This is a genomic window from Chryseobacterium gambrini, from assembly GCF_900156825.1.
In the GTDB taxonomy this organism is placed as follows: domain Bacteria; phylum Bacteroidota; class Bacteroidia; order Flavobacteriales; family Weeksellaceae; genus Chryseobacterium; species Chryseobacterium gambrini.
On sequence record NZ_FTOV01000010.1, the window covers coordinates 22,541 to 39,294 of the forward strand.

The 16,754-nt window shown below is 36.4% G+C and carries 19 protein-coding genes; 6 read left to right on the top strand and 13 right to left on the bottom strand.

The genetic code is table 11. From position 1 onward, the window contains the following. Positions 1 to 412: 412 nt before the first annotated feature. Positions 413 to 964 (top strand): DNA-3-methyladenine glycosylase I, encoded by a 552-nt coding sequence (locus BW951_RS16120; protein ID WP_076394752.1) that lies wholly within the window; start codon positions 413 to 415, stop codon positions 962 to 964. Positions 965 to 1,165: 201 nt separating this feature from the next. On the opposite strand, the gene BW951_RS16125 is transcribed toward BW951_RS16120, so the two are convergent. The 5 genes from BW951_RS16125 to BW951_RS16145 form a co-directional block, all read right to left on the bottom strand. After that, positions 1,166 to 1,675 carry a hypothetical protein gene (locus BW951_RS16125; RefSeq protein ID WP_076394754.1) on the bottom strand — a complete coding sequence of 170 codons (510 nt, stop codon included), beginning with the start codon at positions 1,673 to 1,675 and terminating at the stop codon, positions 1,166 to 1,168. A 117-nt stretch (positions 1,676 to 1,792) separates the two neighbouring features. Next, a complete protein-coding gene (locus BW951_RS16130; protein ID WP_084196463.1) occupies positions 1,793 to 2,203 on the bottom strand; it encodes a hypothetical protein in 411 nt (136 codons plus the stop codon). A 17-nt stretch (positions 2,204 to 2,220) separates the two neighbouring features. After that, positions 2,221 to 2,562, bottom strand: a complete 342-nt coding sequence (locus BW951_RS16135) for a hypothetical protein (protein ID WP_076394756.1) — start codon at positions 2,560 to 2,562, stop codon at positions 2,221 to 2,223. Positions 2,563 to 3,023: 461 nt separating this feature from the next. Further along, complete coding sequence (locus tag BW951_RS16140; protein WP_076394758.1) at positions 3,024 to 4,610, bottom strand: patatin-like phospholipase family protein; 1,587 nt, start codon at positions 4,608 to 4,610, stop codon at positions 3,024 to 3,026. Between the two features lie 198 nt (positions 4,611 to 4,808). Beyond that, complete coding sequence (locus BW951_RS16145; protein WP_076394760.1) at positions 4,809 to 5,708, bottom strand: magnesium transporter CorA family protein; 900 nt, start codon at positions 5,706 to 5,708, stop codon at positions 4,809 to 4,811. 72 nt (positions 5,709 to 5,780) lie between these two features. On the opposite strand from BW951_RS16145, the gene BW951_RS16150 reads away from it, so the two are divergent. Beyond that, positions 5,781 to 6,803 (top strand): 3-oxoacyl-ACP synthase III family protein, encoded by a 1,023-nt coding sequence (locus tag BW951_RS16150; RefSeq protein ID WP_076394762.1) that lies wholly within the window; start codon positions 5,781 to 5,783, stop codon positions 6,801 to 6,803. A 256-nt stretch (positions 6,804 to 7,059) separates the two neighbouring features. On the opposite strand, the gene BW951_RS16155 is transcribed toward BW951_RS16150, so the two are convergent. Beyond that, a complete protein-coding gene (locus BW951_RS16155) occupies positions 7,060 to 7,443 on the bottom strand; it encodes a helix-turn-helix domain-containing protein (protein WP_076394764.1) in 384 nt (127 codons plus the stop codon). Positions 7,444 to 7,621: 178 nt separating this feature from the next. Here BW951_RS16155 and BW951_RS16160 point away from each other — a divergent pair, with 178 nt between their 5' ends. Together BW951_RS16160 and BW951_RS16165 are read left to right on the top strand one after the other, a co-directional pair. Further along, on the top strand, positions 7,622 to 7,879 hold the full coding sequence (locus tag BW951_RS16160) for a hypothetical protein (protein ID WP_076394766.1): 258 nt from the start codon (positions 7,622 to 7,624) through the stop codon (positions 7,877 to 7,879). Positions 7,880 to 7,899: 20 nt separating this feature from the next. Continuing rightward, entirely contained in the window at positions 7,900 to 8,685 is a 786-nt protein-coding gene (locus tag BW951_RS16165; protein ID WP_076394768.1) for a GLPGLI family protein, read from the top strand. A gap of 64 nt (positions 8,686 to 8,749) precedes the next feature. Here BW951_RS16165 and BW951_RS16170 read toward each other — a convergent pair whose 3' ends face one another. After that, entirely contained in the window at positions 8,750 to 9,919 is a 1,170-nt protein-coding gene (locus BW951_RS16170) for a thioredoxin family protein (protein WP_076394770.1), read from the bottom strand. 278 nt (positions 9,920 to 10,197) lie between these two features. Between BW951_RS16170 and BW951_RS16175 the strand changes: the two genes are divergently transcribed. Together BW951_RS16175 and BW951_RS16180 are read left to right on the top strand one after the other, a co-directional pair. Further along, the gene (locus BW951_RS16175) at positions 10,198 to 10,932 is read left to right on the top strand and encodes a helix-turn-helix domain-containing protein (protein ID WP_084196464.1); all 735 of its coding nucleotides are present in this window, start codon (positions 10,198 to 10,200) and stop codon (positions 10,930 to 10,932) included. A 251-nt stretch (positions 10,933 to 11,183) separates the two neighbouring features. Further along, positions 11,184 to 12,074, top strand: a complete 891-nt coding sequence (locus BW951_RS16180; RefSeq protein ID WP_139326185.1) for a hypothetical protein — start codon at positions 11,184 to 11,186, stop codon at positions 12,072 to 12,074. A 94-nt stretch (positions 12,075 to 12,168) separates the two neighbouring features. Here the strand turns inward: BW951_RS16180 and BW951_RS16185 are convergent, their stop codons facing one another. The 6 genes from BW951_RS16185 to BW951_RS16210 all read right to left on the bottom strand — a co-directional run bounded on the left by BW951_RS16185 (position 12,169) and on the right by BW951_RS16210 (position 16,595). Next, positions 12,169 to 12,378, bottom strand: a complete 210-nt coding sequence (locus BW951_RS16185; RefSeq protein WP_076394776.1) for a hypothetical protein — start codon at positions 12,376 to 12,378, stop codon at positions 12,169 to 12,171. A 156-nt stretch (positions 12,379 to 12,534) separates the two neighbouring features. Further along, on the bottom strand, positions 12,535 to 12,747 hold the full coding sequence (locus BW951_RS16190) for a cytochrome C551 (RefSeq protein WP_076394778.1): 213 nt from the start codon (positions 12,745 to 12,747) through the stop codon (positions 12,535 to 12,537). Positions 12,748 to 12,956: 209 nt separating this feature from the next. Further along, positions 12,957 to 14,582, bottom strand: a complete 1,626-nt coding sequence (pruA, locus tag BW951_RS16195) for an L-glutamate gamma-semialdehyde dehydrogenase (RefSeq protein WP_076394779.1) — start codon at positions 14,580 to 14,582, stop codon at positions 12,957 to 12,959. A gap of 263 nt (positions 14,583 to 14,845) precedes the next feature. Beyond that, the gene (locus BW951_RS16200; protein WP_076394781.1) at positions 14,846 to 15,949 is read right to left on the bottom strand and encodes a DNA topoisomerase IB; all 1,104 of its coding nucleotides are present in this window, start codon (positions 15,947 to 15,949) and stop codon (positions 14,846 to 14,848) included. Between the two features lie 12 nt (positions 15,950 to 15,961). Further along, the gene (locus BW951_RS16205) at positions 15,962 to 16,105 is read right to left on the bottom strand and encodes a phosphatidate cytidylyltransferase (protein WP_228408121.1); all 144 of its coding nucleotides are present in this window, start codon (positions 16,103 to 16,105) and stop codon (positions 15,962 to 15,964) included. Positions 16,106 to 16,157: 52 nt separating this feature from the next. Next, complete coding sequence (locus BW951_RS16210) at positions 16,158 to 16,595, bottom strand: DUF6526 family protein (protein WP_076394785.1); 438 nt, start codon at positions 16,593 to 16,595, stop codon at positions 16,158 to 16,160. Between the last annotated feature and the right edge of the window lie 159 nt (positions 16,596 to 16,754).

Below are 16,754 nucleotides of genomic sequence, written 5' to 3' on the forward strand. Positions count from 1 at the left end.
ATCGGTACATACTCTTCTTTTAAGATTCCCATTGTATAATTATTTTAAAAATTCGGAAAATAAATATACACTTTAATCCCTCATCTTTAGAGGTTTGTATGCTTTTAATACACTGTTTAGAAGATTATTAATACTGTTGATTATTTTTAATTTAGTATTTACATGAAACGGTGTATTGTTTAGAATAAATTTTACTTTTTACACCATCTTTAAAGCCGAGTTGAGTATTTTTATTGCAGTATTAAACATTTTTACTAAACTGTTGAAGATTTTTGTTGCACTGTTGAACATTTTTATCGCAGTATGGAAGATTGAGATTTGTGTCCGAAAATAAATTTTTACCGCTCCTGCCATACAGTTGTCATTACCGACGCTTATATTTGCATTTAACTATGTATAAAAAATAATAACAATGAGTTATTGCGCGGCAATTGAAGGAATGCAGCCTGAAAGCAGGAGAGAACTGCACAAAAGATACCATGATAACCATTATGGATTTCCTATTCATGATGATAATGAGCTGTTCGGGAGACTGGTGATGGAAATCAATCAGGCAGGGCTGAGCTGGGAAACCATTCTGAAGAAAGAAGAGGGTTTCAGAAAAGCGTATGATAATTTTGATATTCAAAAGGTGGCTTCTTACGCTGAATCTGACCGGGAAAGACTGCTTAACGATCCTGCAATCATCAGAAATAAGCTGAAAGTAAACGCTGCCATTGAAAATGCAAAAACCATTGTAGAACTGCAGAAAGAATTTGGTTCTTTTGAAAAATGGCTGGAACATCATCATCCCAAAACGTTACCGGAATGGATGAAGCTTTTCAAAAAGACCTTCAAATTTACGGGCGGAGAAATCGTGAATGAATTCCTGATGAGCATCGGTTATCTCAAAGGTTCCCACGCAGAAAGCTGTCCCGTGTATGATGAGGTTTTAAAACATAATCCGATGTGGAATAATATTTAATTGATATTTGAAGAAGTATATAATAATCCTGAAAATTAATTAAAAGGATATTGCATAAAAAAAGCGGACTCAAAAGTGCCATTCTGAACATACACTGAAAGTTTCAAAATCTTAAATAGTTGATTTTAGAAATTCTTTGCTGCTCCCGAAATGATAAAAGTCAAATTGTTTTCACTTTTGAGACCGCTTCTTTAGGATATTTTATCGAAGACTTCTTACAGTAACGTCTGGTTTTTCGCCTTGGGGTACGATGAAAATGGCATCATCGTTTATGGTATCTCCGGAATCAAAATAATAACTTCCAATTACAGGAAGAATACTGTTCACAAATTTTCCGGATTTGTCATAAGCAGAGTAGGTTACATTAATGATCTGGGCTTTCATCTTCAGTTCAATTTTTTTTGATGTAAGCTTGGCTCCGGTTGCATTAATGCAGTTGAGCTCTACGATTGCAGTATTGTTTACAATCTGAGGATAGGAAGAAAGCCTGATGTTATAGGATTTATCGGAAGTGTTTTTTACAGATGCGGCAACTTTATAGCGATCAAAAGATTTTCCTCCGTTTTGTATTGTTTCTTTATTCAAAATATTAAAGGTTACGCTCATTCCATTGAGGTCAATGGTTTGTCCGTCCGTTATTTTCTGCGCTTTGGCAGTACTACAGAAAGAGATGATTACGAGAAGTAAACATAAAAAGGTTGATTTTTTCATGAATTGATATTTTGGTGTTTGTAGTACTAAAGTTACGAAATCTGTTAGAATAATTTTCTTTCTTTCAAAGTATTGTATTAAATTTTTCCTTACGATCAGAAAAAAGCTTTTGTTTTTTTATACAACATCAATCTGACTTTTGATTCTTTCTGAAAGCATGGTGATGATCCTTTTATTGAAGGATTTGCTGTCCGAAAGATAAACCGTTATTTCTTCCGGAGTGAGCATTCCGATTGTCATTCCGATGAAGGTATTTTTCAGGGCACTATCTTTTTGAAGGCTTTGTTCGGTGAAATTTATTTTCTGCTCGTTTTTCAGAGAAGTAAAATCTGACATTTTTCTCATTGCATAGTCTCTGAATATCTGGATGAAAATATCATTTTGTAATTTTAAAACAGGACGCAGCACATTATTCTGAAATAGTTCTGTTTCACTGCTGTTTTCAAATGTCGGAAGGGAAAGGTTTTCTCTTAAATCTTTTTTGGTGGGCATATTCATTTCTTTAACGAAACGCAATTTAGCAATCATTTTTGAAAAAACTTAGTTTATTCAGCACGCCAAGAATGTTTACAGTACCTACATTGTTTTGCATACGGCGTTCTTGCTAATTTTCCGCATTTTGGACAGTTATTGAAGAATACTTTTTCAGGCGTTTCGTTCATCATACGTTTTGCAACATTAATTTGAAATTCCTCGTAACTGTTTTTCAAAAGATTAAGAATTTGAGGATCATTACTAATCCATCCTTTTTCTTTCATCATATCTTTTATTGCTTTATTATCGGTGCTTTTAACTATGTACATCTGATGTTGCAAAGCTAATTTTTCATCATGCGTCATTAGGTTGCTGAAATATCTTATGATGTAGTTTATACTTTCCTTATCCATATTTTTTTCGTAAAAATTTATAATAACACAGAATAATTAAACTCATTTTAACTTTAACCACAAATGTAAATGATAAATTGTTTGTGATAAGATTATTAAAGCGAAAAGGGGTTCGCTCCTTTAGGAGCAGAATCTGTGTAGAAATAACAATCAATCAATCAATCAATCAATCAATCAATCAATCAATCCGTAGGATTGATATCTATAATTAGCTATGAACTTTCTAAAGATAGCGTTCCTACGGAACGCCAAATATCTTCCGAATACGATTTCTACACAGATAAAACTCTATAGAGTTTTCTAACTTTTACTTTAAACAGCGTTAAGATTTAAAGCTCTCAAAAAAAATCGAAGCTTTTTAAGCTATTGTGAGCTTTTCATTGCATTCATGAACTAAATTAAAATTATTTTAAGCTTTTGTGACTTTTGTGGTTAATAAAATTTTAAAGCAAACTTATTTTTTACCCCACCGTTTTCGTATCCTCTTCCTTCAGGATCTTTTTCTCCTTCATGGAAACCATCATTCTTTCGCATTTGTATTTTTGCCAGTCGAAATTACTCAGGAAATCCAGAGCTGCAGAAAATCCACGGTTGAAGAGCTCTTCTTTTTCTTCTCTTTGCATAAAGAAATTCAGCCAGTTGCTGGTTCCGCAGTTCACGGTCTGAATGCTGAAAAGATGGTAGAACGTATGTTTGGTGAGAAAAGTTTTGTCGTTAAAACCTTTTAAAGTATCAATAATATTGCCTGCAAAAGAGAGAGGCGATTTTAAAATTTCGGCACTGGTTTTTCCTTTTTCAGACTGAATATCGGAATCGCTGGTTAACTGTACGCCGAATAAAGGCATTCTCGGATAAAAAATATCAGTGGAGTGGAAAAGGTCGATCGGGAAATTGGAAATACTTCCGCCATCAATAAAAACTCCGGCAGGATTGATCTCTTCCTGTTTGGTATTCATCCAGAATCTCCATGCATATTTTACGGAGTTATCATTTTTGTCGATCTGTTTCTGAAATGGTTCAAAGAAGAACGGAACCGACATGGAAGCTCTTACAAATTCAGCCGGACTGATCTTTTTAAGCTCTTCTTCCGACCAATACAGATTTGCCATTGTGGGAAGTTCCACTTTTATTTTGGCGTTAATATCCGTTGTAATTACGATGTATTCGGATTTTAAGGAATAGAAAGGATCTTTTTTATAATACTCGTTGTTAATGACACCGTCGTAGAATATTTTAAAACGGATTTCGTCGATATGTTCCTTGTTGTTCTGCCGGATTTCCTCAATGCTTTCTAAAGCTATATTATAATATTGTGTTTCATTGCCGTGGCGATAATTCAGGTTAAGATCTTTGCCTGTTTTTACAAACTTGTCATTCAGCGCAGCCACTGTTTTAATGTCGAAAGCATCCAGAACGTCTTTCATCTGATTCAGAAATGTATTTCCGGGATTTAATCCTGAATTGGCTTTTTTCAGATCATTATATAATTTTCTCAGATACAGATAAGCAATGATGATCGGAATGATGGGAACCAGAAAAAGCAGTTTGGCTCTCAGCGTTGTTTCCGAAGAAATGACAAAAGGCGCAATCACGAGAATCAGCATAATAATTCCTGCGATAATGGAATTGATCTTCAGGAAATTTTTGTTATTCAGCATCGAATGGATGGTGGTTTTTACATACGGTTTTCCATCCATAAAGTCGGAGAAATTCCAGTTGAAGAGAATATCTTTAATCACTTCACTTTTGGCTTCTTCCTTGGTTTTACACGCGGCGATCAGCATCGTATTAATGGCTCCTGCACTCGTTCCGGCAACTTTCAGAAAACGGATCCCGAAAATTTCCAGTCCGTACAGATAACCTACCAGTGCGCTTCCCCAGACTCCGCCTCCTTCCTGCACAAATTCCACATACTGATTGCCTTCTGCATCCAGAAGATCAGAAAATTCCTTCGCCGAAATACGGTTGTGAAGCGCAGAAAGTTTTTCTTTGGATTCTTTGGAAAGAACATCTTCCTCAAGAATTTTTTGCAGCATTTCAGGTTTCATGGCTTTTGTTTTTTGGTTGTTTTTATTTTTTAAATGGGGTTGATAAGACCACCCCGTCTCAATTTTCCCTGAAAATTGATCCACCCCTCCGGAGGAGGGGAATTCTCAACGTTTCATTAGTTCATTGATTCTGAATTAAAATTACAACTATTTAAAAGATTCAGCCACAGTATTTTCACGATAATTAAAGCGGGAAAATTACCATTGTTTTCTTCGGGCGTAGATAAAGGTACAGATGACAACCAGAGCCATTAAGCCTAAGGTATAAAAATATCCGTGTTGGGTATGTAATTCCGGCATATTGTCGAAATTCATTCCGTAAACTCCTGCAATAAAGGTGATGGGTAAAAAATACACCGAGTAAATTGCCAGAACTTTCATCACCTGATTGGCTTTCTGGTCAGAAAGGGCGAGAAACATCCCGATAAGGTTGGTGATCTGTGCGTTGAGATGGTCGAAATCGGCAACCACGTCCTTGTGTTTGTCTTTTAAATCGTACACTTCGGAGTCCTGAAGCCCGAGTAATTTAAATTTATCGATGGCATCTGTGGAAATTGTAAGCACTCTTGAATTCAGCCCCGATTTTCTTTTCAGCTTGTATAACCTTTTAATCTGGTTTGTATGATTGGTATTTTTAAGGAAAATTTCGTTTTCGATATTGTCCATCGTTTCCAGAAGACTTACCGATTCATCATCAAAACTTTTCATGATGAGCAGTGCGATTTTCAACGCAATATTTTTGGAGGTAGTTTCGGTTTTCATGGCAGAAAGCTGTTTCTTGGTTTCTGCGATGCTCTTCGTTTTCATCCTGTGGATCGTGATGATGGTTCTTCCCAGAATAAAAATCCCGATTTTGGTACTGATGTCGCTGATCGTATTGAGGTTTTTGCGTTCCAGCTCGGTACTTTCCCGCAGGAGGAAGAATTTTACCTCTCCGTCCTCTTCATATTTCGGTAAGTGATTAGGATCTAAGGTATCTTCCAGAAGAAGATTATTGATTTCGTACCGTTCGTGTAAAAATTTCAGGTCTTCCGCTGTGGGAGCCTCTACATCCACCCATTCGCACTGGGAATCTCTGTAAATCGTGTCAATTGGCATACCGTAAAAATAGTAATATTTTGAAATACTATGTCTCAAATAAGTTTATCTTTGTCAAAATTAAAAAACTATATGATTAAAAGTACAATAAGAGGAATCGGATTTTATGTTCCAGATAACGTTGTTACCAATGATGATCTAGCAAAATTAATGACTACCAATGATGAATGGATCACGGAAAGGACGGGGATAAAAGAAAGAAGACACCGTAAAAACAGAAACGATTCTCAGGAAACGACAGCTTATTTAGGTTTCAAAGCTTCTGAAAAAGCAATTGCGAATGCGGGTTTAACGGCTAAAGATATAGATTATATTGTTTTTGCAACCCTTTCTCCGGATTACTATTTCCCGGGATGCGGTGTTCTGCTGCAGGATATGCTTGGCTGCGATACCATCGGAGCTTTGGACGTGAGAAACCAGTGTTCCGGTTTTGTATATGCGACGAGTGTGGCAAATGCCTTCATTAAATCCGGAACGTATAAAAATATTCTGGTGGTGGGTGCGGAAGTGCATTCTTTCGGACTTGATTTTTCTGATGAAGGAAGAGGGGTTTCCGTTATTTTCGGAGATGGGGCAGGAGCGATTGTACTGTCTGCAACAGAAGATGAAAACGCAGGAGATATTTTAGCATTCAACATGCACTCTGAAGGGAAATTTGCAGATGAATTGTGCACACAGTTTCCGGGTTCCAAATACGGATGGAGCGACAGGATGAGAAAAGAACCTGAAAATGTAACGAACAAAGAAGTTTACCCGATCATGAACGGAAATTTCGTGTTTAAGAACGCAGTAACGAGATTCCCTGAAACCATGCAGGAAGCTTTGGATAAAGCAGGAAAAACAATTAACGATGTAGATATGTTTATTCCGCATCAGGCGAATTTAAGAATTGCCCAGTTTGTTCAGCAGAAGTTTGGACTTCCGGATGAAAAGGTCTTCAACAACATCCAGAAATACGGAAATACAACGGCAGCTTCCATCCCGATTGCTTTAAGTGAAGCGATTGAACAAGGGAAAATTAAAAGAGGAGATTTGGTACTTCTTTCAGCTTTCGGAAGCGGCTTCACATGGGGAAGCGTTTTGTTTGAATATTAATGCCAAAGAAGCATTTTACGATAAAAATCCGCAGACTGTTCTGCGGATTTTGTTTTATGTGGAGTTTGTTTAAACTTTTATAAATAAATATTCTTTTCGGTTTTGCGTGTTCTCGATCCGAGACGGAGCCAAACTGTTTGGGTTTACACTTTCTCGGAGCGAGACGGTGTGTTTTTCTTTCAGGCTGAACTTTCTCGTTCCGAGAAAGTAAGAATCTGTCTGGGTTTTGGTATTCTCGGGTAGAGAATGCTTCTCCCTATTTTTCTTTCAGCATTTTTTCGATCAGTTTATTCTGCATTTCCATAAGTTGGCTGATCTGCTGCTGATTTTGCATCACGCTTTTGAATAAATCTAAATCAACATTATTAATATTTGTATCTCCTACATTTCCCACAGAAGAATTATTGCTTGTTTTTACATTATTATTGATGATGGTATCTCCTTCCAAAAAATACTGAGGTTCCACTTTAAAGAATTCAGCCACTTTCTGCATAAAAATAAAGTCTAATTTTTCAATGCTTCCATTTTCAATTTTGCTGAGATAGCTTTGGGAAACTTCAAGCTGAAAAGCCAGATCTTCCTGAGACATTTCTTTCTGTTCTCTCAGTTTTTTTATTTTAAAGCCAACACTGTTATTCATAATTATGGAAATTGAACTGTAAATATACTGTTTTTAGGAGAAAAAATTTATTCCAAACGGAATTGTATTTTATTCTGTTTGGAATAGATAATTAGGGAATGAGATTTTATTTTTGAAAAAAGTTTCGCGAAATACTTTTTATGTAAAAATTATTATTAATTTCAAATTCTAAAAACAAATGAAAAAAATTATTTTATTGGCAGCCTTTGGAGTTGCCGGAATGTTAAGTGCTAAAACTTCTAATAAAGAAGGTGAGTCCAAATCAAAGGTTTTTTACCACCCGATTGTCCTTACCTCTTCGTGTGGCTACACACAGGTTGTAGAAGTTGGACCTAATGACCAGCCAGATTGTTGGATGACAGACGCTCAACAAATGGAAGATGAATGTGCATCTCCGTTTACTAATCCTAGATTAGCTGGAATAAATTGGACTTAATAAACAATTAATTAACACTAATGCGTAAATATCTTTTAATATTATCAATTATTTTTTCTTTAAATGTTTTTTCTCAACAAAAAGAGGAAAAATCTTTTTCTGATCTTGAAGTTCAATATGAATATTCTTTTGTAAGAGACACTACAGATGTAGATCAAAGCCATAGGGCAAAAGAATTAATGATTTTAGATTTGAATTCGAATACATCATTATTTTATAGTCAACAATATATGGCAGCTCGAAAAATCTTTGAACAAGCTGCAATAGATGCTCAAAATAATAAGAATGTAACTATCAATACAGGCGATTTACCAAAATATAAAATAGGCTATTCTGTATATAGAAAAGATTTTGGTATTTTCGTTACAGTACTTATTGCCAGAGATTTATTCACATTTGAAAATACTTTTTTGAAATGGAACGTTAATTATAAAGATGTTAAAACAATTCTTGGTTATAATTGTAACAAAGCTACTACCGTCTTTAATAATAGAACGTACACAGCTTGGTATACAAAAGAAATTCCAATTTCAGAAGGACCTTACAGATTTAAAGGATTATCTGGTTTAATTTTGGGGATCAATGATGAAAAAAATTACCATTCTTTTTTGGCAGTTGGCATTGAGAAAAAACAGGTTGAAATAAAGCCTCTTCAAAAAGGGGTTCCCGTTACTCGCGAACAATATCTGAAAAAAAAGGAAGAGTTTAAAAGTAATCCCTATCCTGAAAGAACTAATATTTCAAAGGAAAGAAGAGATCAAATGATTGAATCATTTAAAAAAGATAACAATCCATTAGAAAGTTAATTTTTAGTTTATTAAAAGGATAAATTAACAAAAATTCCGCAGAATTTTCTGCGGAATTTATTTTTTACTGTACATTCAAGCTTTTCAGCAATTTCTCGGTATCGGAAGAATCCTGTCCTGTTTTTTTCGCCAGTTCGATGGATTTTTCGGCCCATAGTTTGGCGTTTTTCTTGTCGCCAACTTTGTTGTAAAGATTGGCTAAAGTATCGGTATTCGCGAAGTTTTCGTCTTTCTTTACAGATTCCTGCGCCCAAACTACTGCTTTTTCCAGAGAAGCTTTGTTGCTTACATTTTCAAAGAAATTCCATGCAAGAGAATTCAGTTCTTCGGAGCTTAATGCAGAAGTGTCCTGGTTCAGTTCAAGCGTCAGTTTTTCGTATTTGGCAATGTCTTTATCTCTTAACGCTCTTCCAGCCTGTGCTTTTTTAAGAATTTTCTCTGCTTCTTCCTTAGACAAGAATTTCTGAGCTTCTGTAAGGAAATAATTGTCGTCCCACGTTTTCGACTGTGCGTTGTAAGACTTTTTAAGGACAGACGTAATCTTTATGCTTTTGTCGATGGCTTCATACTTTTGAGGAGTAATCATTTTGGAGATTTCATCCTTTTTTGCCTGAAAAATTTTGTACATCGGGCTGTCTGCGTTCTGTGCAACGGAAAGAAGCATCTGAATATCTTCTCTGTCCAGCTCTTTTTTCGAACTGAAATAACGCTCCATTACTCTTCCTGCAAATTCAGCATCGTTGTACATCGTAAGAGAAGCAAGGTTTTTCAGAAACTCAGGATCTTTTTCACCGTCTTCGAATTTTTGTTTCAGCGCGGTTAATCTTTTGCCCGGATCTCCTGCATCTTTTGCAAACTGAATGAAATCGTTTTCCTCCACATATCCTAAAGTTCTGTGTACCAGTTCTCCGTTTCCGTCTACAAAAAGGTAAGTAGGGAAGGCTTTTACGTTGTATTTTTTGGCAATTTCAATTCCTTCGCCTTTCTCCATATCAATTTTTGCATTGATGAAGTGGGAGTTGTAATAATCTCCTACGGTTTTCTGCGGGAAAATATTTTTCGCCATCAGTTTACAAGGTCCGCACCAAGTGGTATATGCGTCGATAAATACAAGTTTATTTTCTTTTTTTGCTTTGGCAAGAATGGCTGTAAAGTTGGATTCTTCAAATTTTATTCCCTGCGCAAGAGCAAACGCTCCGATGAATAAGGCAGAAAATATCGATAGTTTTTTCATAATACTTTTTATTGGTTGCAAATGTAATAATTATGTTAATAAATAAGTCTTTTCAGGGGAGAAATAGTTACAACGTAGTTTTGATTATTTTTTTGATTTCAGGTTAAAAAAGAAACGGATGTCTTATTAAAAACAGTAAATATTTTCATTTTACCTATCGAATTAATTGGAAGTATTAAATTTTATTAAAAAATAAATTATTCTTAGTTTTGTGAAAAACAAAAAGACACCCATGAAAATGATGAATTATTATAACAAGGATAATAATTTGTTGAAGTATGTCTAATAGTTTCTGCCGGTTTGTATTGCTACTGGTCAATGCCTTTTCCGTTTCCGTACATGAGCATCATGAAACGATACATGTTGCACAGAACGTAATCATTATTGTGTTGTGTTCTGCATTAATTGGGTTATTTCTTCATTTCAGATCCAAACAGAAAAAGCAGCTTGCAAGAATCAGAAATATTCTCAGAAACCAGCGACAGGGATTTGTTCAGGATAAAGGTTTTTATTCTGAGGATCCAAAACCGGATTTTGCAAATATTTCCATTGAAGAAATTCAGAATAATGACGATGTAAAAGGAAGGAAAAAAGCAGAATCTCCGATGACTTCCGAAACCGAAGCCAAACTTCTTGAACTTCTGGATGATTTTGAAAAGGGAACGTCCTTCACGAATAAAAATATGTCTCTGTCCTTTCTTGCAGGAGAGTTAAACACCAATACGAAATATCTTTCGCACCTCATCAACCGCCATAAAAATTCGGATTTTAAAACCTATATCAATCGTCTGAGGATAAATTACATCGTCGATAAGCTTATTAATGACGAAAAATACCGCCAATACAAGATCAGCATCCTCGCTGAAGAGTGCGGATTTTCTTCTCACAGCAAGTTTGCCTCCGTTTTTAAACAGATTACAGATTATTCTCCATCGGTTTATATAAAGTTGCTTTATTCTGAAAATCAGTCGGATATGATTCCTGTTTTTCACGAAAACGATCAACAGTCTTAGTCTTTTTCTTTTCATTTTCCTGAAAACGGATAACCTTTCTTTTCGCAGAAACTATTGAGTGCATTATATTTGCGCCAGTTTTACGGGATAACCACTACTACTGCAGTTATTACCAATCTTTCCGGAAAAATAAAACCCGTACTGCTCACCTAAACACTAAAAACTAATAATGCCACTAGCCAATGTTGTAAAATATGTAACCGATATTTTGCACCAAACCATGAAACATTAACTAGTAACGAATTAAACGGATGAGAACAATTTTTACAGTCGTTATGGCTACTGTAGGATCTAATTTTGCCTTTTCGCAGATCGGGATCAATACAGCAAATCCTATAACGAGTTTGGACGTAGTCGCAAAGAACAGCGATGGCTCCACTGCGGAGGGTATTTTACCCCCGAGATTAACGGGAGATCAACTAAAAGCGGGAGATTCCAGATATTCAAGCACACACGCCGGAACTATTGTATATGTAACTTCACCGGTCACTTCAATCACTTCAAAAACCAACAGAGTAGATGCTCAGGGATTGTATTATTTTGACGGTACGATCTGGCAGAAATTAATGCTTGGTGATGAAAAATCATTAAACAGCAAGAACATCGGCGATATTAAAACTTCTGTAAAAAAGACCGACCACGGAGGATGGTATCTTTTGGACGGAAGAAATATTGCAGCCCTTTCGCCGGTAAGTCAGGCAGCAGCAGCAAGTCTGGGATTTACGGACAATCTGCCGGATTCCAGAGACAGGGTTCTGAAATCCAGAGCCAACGGAGAAGTTTTAGGCGCTACAGGAGGCGAAAACCATTTCGGAATTTTACAGTCTAACCTACCGAATATTACCCTTTCAGGACCGGTAAACGGGGTGGCGCAAAGTGCGGGATCTCATACCCACTCTTCCACAGAAGGGGGATTTTTATTGGGTGGAACCACGGTGAACAACAGTTCCGGCGGTTATCATCCGGATGGAGCTTCTACCGCATGGGGCGGCATCGGAATGCTGAACAATACAGCCGTTGCGGGAGCGCATATGCACACTGTGGCAGGAACGGCAACCATCTCTACCGGAGGCGGAGGGAAATCTATCGACAACCGATCTGCTTATCTGGTGGTGAATACATTTATCTATCTGGGAGAATAATCTTCCTAACAATACAATCGGGGTGATTGCCCGGTTTTTTTCAGTCAAGTTTTTTTAAGTACAAAACCGCAGCTTTTTTTGCGGTTTTGTTTTTTTATTTCATTTTTGTAGAATCTGAAGCTGCTTTTGTACTGTCTGAAGGAGCTGCAGTAGTTTCTGAATTGGCAACGGCAGAATCTCCCATTCTGTTTCTTAAAGAATCTTTGTTGTGCTCTTCTTTAAATTCTTCCCTGTTTTCTTTCTTATCGGCACAGCTTCCTAAAAACAGCAGTCCTAAAACGGTACAAATCCATAATTTTTTCATAGTAAATTTTTTAATGTTTAGTGTATATCAAATATAATGATTTAAAAAGTAAAAAGTAAAAAGTAAAAAGTAAAAAGTTCTTTTTAAACTTCTGAGCATTATAAATCCCCAGAAAATTTTCTGAGGATTTTGAAATTTTTAAGTTAAAATTCTGTGTTATTTTACAGTAGTGCTTGCAGAATCCATTTTCATCTTCATACTGTCCGGATTGGCTTTTGCTGTAGTCATGGTGTCTGTTGTGGCAGGAGCAACGGCTGTTGTATTATCCACCATTGTAGAATCCGAATTGGTGGTCGACATGGAAGACTCTTTTGTACCGCAACTTACTGCGAATATTCCGACTGTTGCTATTAACAATAATTTTTTCATAATATTTTATTTTGGTGTGATTGTAACATGATTAGTTCAATTATTATTCCGAAAGTATTGGTAAGCCTATTAAATTATCAATAAAATAAATTAAAAAGTGTTAATAAATCTCTTATCAATCAGTAATTTAAAGAAAGAAAAAGCCCCGAAACCAAGATTCCGGGGCTGTATTGATATAAGAACAACAATTATCTATTGTTCCTGAATGATTAACCTAAATACGGATATTTGTAATCTTTAGGAGATACAAAAGTTTCTTTAATAGATCTTACAGAAGTCCATCTTAGTAAGTTCATTTTAGAACCTGCTTTATCATTTGTTCCTGAAGCTCTACCACCACCGAAAGGCTGCTGACCAACAACAGCTCCTGTCGGTTTGTCATTGATGTAGAAGTTTCCGGATGCATTTTCCAACGCTTTGAATGCTTCATTTACCGCGTAACGATCCTGTGCAAAAACAGATCCTGTTAATGAATAAGGAGAAGAAGAATCTACCAACTGTAAAGTTTCAGCCCATTTTGCATCTTCATAAACGTAGATAGACAAAATTGGTCCGAAGATTTCCTCAACCATACTTTCGTACTGAGGATTTGTAGTTTCAATAACAGTCGGGTGTACAAACCATCCTTTAGAATCGTCTGTTTTACCGCCGATTACAACGTTTGCTTCAGTTGAAGAATTCGCTCTGTCAATATATCCTTTACATTTTTCAAAAGAATTTTTGTCAATTACCGCATTTACAAAGTTAGACGGATCTTCTGGAGAACCGATTTTGATAGAAGCAATCTGAGTTTCCATTACTTTTTTCACATCTGCCCAAAGAGACTGAGGAATATACGCTCTGGAAGCCGCAGAACATTTCTGTCCCTGATATTCGAAAGCACCTCTTACCAAAGCAGTTGCCACCGCTTCTACGTTTGCAGAAGGATGCGCAATTACGAAATCTTTCCCTCCGGTTTCTCCAACGATTCTTGGATACGTTCTGTAATTATGAATATTGTCTCCGATCATTTTCCACATTCCCTGAAAAACTTTCGTAGAACCTGTAAAGTGAAGTCCTGCAAAATCTCTGTGCGCCAAAACTTTCTCAGCCGTTTCTTTTCCATCTGTGAAGATCATGTTGATAACCCCTTTTGGAAGACCTGCTTCCGTAAGAACGTCCATGATAACTTTTGCGGAATAAACCTGCTTATCAGAAGGCTTCCAAACCACTACGTTTCCAAGCATTGCCATACAGGTCGGTAAATTTCCTGAAATCGCTGTAAAGTTGAAAGGAGTTACCGCAAAACAGAATCCTTCCAATGGTCTGTATTCCACTCTGTTCCAGATTCCTGCGTCAGAAACCGGCTGTTCGGAATACATTTCCGTCATAAATTCTACGTTGAATCTTAAGAAATCGATGAATTCACAAGCGGAATCAATTTCAGCCTGATGAACATTTTTAGACTGTCCGATCATCGTTGCTGCATTAATAACGTCTCTGTAAGGTCCTGCCAAAAGATCAGCCGCTTTTAAGAAAATGGCAGCACGGTGTTCCCATCCCAGTTCGTTCCATTCTTTTTTCGCAGCCAGCGCAGCGTTTATCGCATCATCTACATGCTGCATGGTTCCTCTGTGATAAAATCCGAAATCGTGCGCATGATCCTGAGGCGACTGAAGCTGAACTTTATCTCCTGTTTTTACTTCTTCACCATTGATGATCATTGGGATTTCGATTTTTTCAGCCCACATTTTTTTGTACTGGGCGATCAGACTTTTTACTTCCGGAGTTCCCGGTGCATACGAATTTACGGGCTCGTTTACTGCAAATGGTACTTGCGAAATTGCTTTAGACATATTAGTTGTATATTTTTATTTGCTAATGATACAAATTTACAACAATTATTTGGGTCGGAGAGAATGTGTGAATGGTCAATTTTGCTTCGCAGGTGAATTGTGAATTTTTGAATAGAGCTGAAATTGATAAGACTAACGAATTGACAATTCACCATTGATTTTCACGGTTAACAGTCAATTTTGCTTCGCAAGTGAATTGTGAATTTTAAAATATAATTGAAAAATTGACAAGTATAACGAATTGACAATTCACCATTGATCCCCTACATTTTCTCAGTCTCTAAAATTTTTAAAACTAATTTTTCTTCCTGTGTGAGATCTGCTTTACCATCGTTTTCCTCTATCTGTTCAAGCTCATCAAGATATTTTTTGATGGTGTTGTTTTCATACAAATTAATGACCAGAGGATGAACATAATATTTTCTACATACCGTACTGGTATTTCCAAGATGGGAAGCAACTATTTCAAGGGCTTCTTTCACTTTTTTCTTGTATTCTGTATGGGTTTCTGCATAGCCGATTTCCTTAAAAGCAATCAGAGCACTTACGGTTCCCGACCATGTTCTGAAATCTTTCGCCGTAAAATCTTCACCGCTGATTTCTTTAATATAATCATTCACCATTCCGGAGTCTACAGTATGGCGGTTTCCTTCATCATCAATGTACTGGAAAAGTTCTCTTCCGGGAATATCTTTGCACTTCTGCACCAGTCTGGAAAGCCTTTTACTTTTCAGATCAATATCATGCATTACGCCTTTTTTTCCTTTAAAATGAAAAGTTATTTTCTGTCCCTTAACCTGAACGTGCTTCTCCTTTAAAGTCGTTAAACCGAAAGAACCATACAGTTTTTCATATGCATTATTGCCAATTCTTATGTTGGTTCTCTGCATTAAACTTACGATCAGTGCAAGAATCTTTCTTTTTTCGAAATTTCTTAAGGCTAAATCTTTCTCAACCTGCAGGCGAATATCCGGTAAAGCATACCCGAACTGAAGCATTCTGTAAAACTTCGTGTGATTTCTCAGGGCACTCCAAAGCGGATGATAACGGTATTGCTTTCGTTTTTTAACATCAAAACCGGTTGCCTGAAGATGGCCGTTGTCCAAAGCGCAGATCCATACATTTTCCCAAGCCGGAGGAATAACCAGTTTGTTAATTCTTGTGATTTCTTCTTTATCCCTTATTTTTTCGCCGTCTTTGTAGTAAGAATATTTTTTTCCGGTTTTCTTCCGTGTAATTCCGGCTGTTTCTGCATCGGTGGTATATATAAGATGTACCGCCTTTGCAGATGCTACCGGGTCTTTCATAATTTTTACGATCTTCGAAGGCTTCAGATGTGAGATGAGTTCTAAGTCTGAATTTTCCATAAGATGATTTGGTTAAGAGTTCCTACCCCTTGAAAACAGCCATAAAATAATAGCTATTACGGCGACTACTACGATAATTCCCCACCACATTCCTGCTTTAAAGATCGTTTCTACTGCTTCGCAGCTTGTTAATGTCAGCAGACAAAATATCATCATACTGTATAAGCTCCATTTTTTCATAATAATTTATTTTTTGGTGTTTATTATTTTATACTCTGTTATGGTCTGCGCGCCATCTTTTTATTGATCTCTTGATTTTGTCGCCCGAAATATTTTCATGTAATGCTTTATGCAAAAGCTCTTTAAATTCATCATCATAAGCGAATCTTAACGCTGCAATCTGGTCAAATTTCAGCTTACCTTCAACCTCATCAGATCTCTGCTGGAAAAGTTCGTAATACCTCTGTTTAAATTCTAACCGAACCAATCGGTTCTGAAGAACCAGCGCATAATGCTGTCTCAGCATAATCGCAAGATAGAAAAGAAGAAAAATAGCAGCGGAAAATAAAATCCAGATCAATTGGTTGGTTTCATCATTAAAGATTTTATAAATGCCAAATATTTCCAATCCCATCAGCAATGGAAGATAAATGAAATGATGCGGCGGGTAAAATTTTCTGTGATTTTTGTAATTCTGACTTTCCATATGGTGTAAGTAAGCAATAACCTTTCCAAAATGTTAAATTTTAACAACAATTGATTCTTGTGGTATCTGAATATTGCTGTTTTCTTACATATAATTCAGAATTCCCGATCTTTCCTCATCATAAAACAGATTATTTTTCAGAAGCTTTTTCCGGCTTTC

Coding starts and splice junctions, on each gene's coding strand:
- BW951_RS16125 (WP_076394754.1), bottom strand. CDS start 1,675: ATGAAAAAATCAACCTTTTTATGTTTACTTCTCGTAATCATCTCTTTC.
- BW951_RS16135 (WP_076394756.1), bottom strand. CDS start 2,562: ATGGATAAGGAAAGTATAAACTACATCATAAGATATTTCAGCAACCTA.
- BW951_RS16145 (WP_076394760.1), bottom strand. CDS start 5,708: ATGCCAATTGACACGATTTACAGAGATTCCCAGTGCGAATGGGTGGAT.
- BW951_RS16165 (WP_076394768.1), top strand. CDS start 7,900: ATGCGTAAATATCTTTTAATATTATCAATTATTTTTTCTTTAAATGTT.
- pruA (WP_076394779.1), bottom strand. CDS start 14,582: ATGTCTAAAGCAATTTCGCAAGTACCATTTGCAGTAAACGAGCCCGTA.
- BW951_RS16155 (WP_076394764.1), bottom strand. CDS start 7,443: ATGAATAACAGTGTTGGCTTTAAAATAAAAAAACTGAGAGAACAGAAA.
- BW951_RS16175 (WP_084196464.1), top strand. CDS start 10,198: ATGTCTAATAGTTTCTGCCGGTTTGTATTGCTACTGGTCAATGCCTTT.
- BW951_RS16180 (WP_139326185.1), top strand. CDS start 11,184: ATGAGAACAATTTTTACAGTCGTTATGGCTACTGTAGGATCTAATTTT.
- BW951_RS16205 (WP_228408121.1), bottom strand. CDS start 16,105: ATGATGATATTTTGTCTGCTGACATTAACAAGCTGCGAAGCAGTAGAA.
- BW951_RS16190 (WP_076394778.1), bottom strand. CDS start 12,747: ATGAAAAAATTATTGTTAATAGCAACAGTCGGAATATTCGCAGTAAGT.
- BW951_RS16160 (WP_076394766.1), top strand. CDS start 7,622: ATGAAAAAAATTATTTTATTGGCAGCCTTTGGAGTTGCCGGAATGTTA.
- BW951_RS16120 (WP_076394752.1), top strand. CDS start 413: ATGAGTTATTGCGCGGCAATTGAAGGAATGCAGCCTGAAAGCAGGAGA.
- BW951_RS16140 (WP_076394758.1), bottom strand. CDS start 4,610: ATGAAACCTGAAATGCTGCAAAAAATTCTTGAGGAAGATGTTCTTTCC.
- BW951_RS16200 (WP_076394781.1), bottom strand. CDS start 15,949: ATGGAAAATTCAGACTTAGAACTCATCTCACATCTGAAGCCTTCGAAG.
- BW951_RS16170 (WP_076394770.1), bottom strand. CDS start 9,919: ATGAAAAAACTATCGATATTTTCTGCCTTATTCATCGGAGCGTTTGCT.
- BW951_RS16185 (WP_076394776.1), bottom strand. CDS start 12,378: ATGAAAAAATTATGGATTTGTACCGTTTTAGGACTGCTGTTTTTAGGA.
- BW951_RS16130 (WP_084196463.1), bottom strand. CDS start 2,203: ATGATTGCTAAATTGCGTTTCGTTAAAGAAATGAATATGCCCACCAAA.
- BW951_RS16150 (WP_076394762.1), top strand. CDS start 5,781: ATGATTAAAAGTACAATAAGAGGAATCGGATTTTATGTTCCAGATAAC.
- BW951_RS16210 (WP_076394785.1), bottom strand. CDS start 16,595: ATGGAAAGTCAGAATTACAAAAATCACAGAAAATTTTACCCGCCGCAT.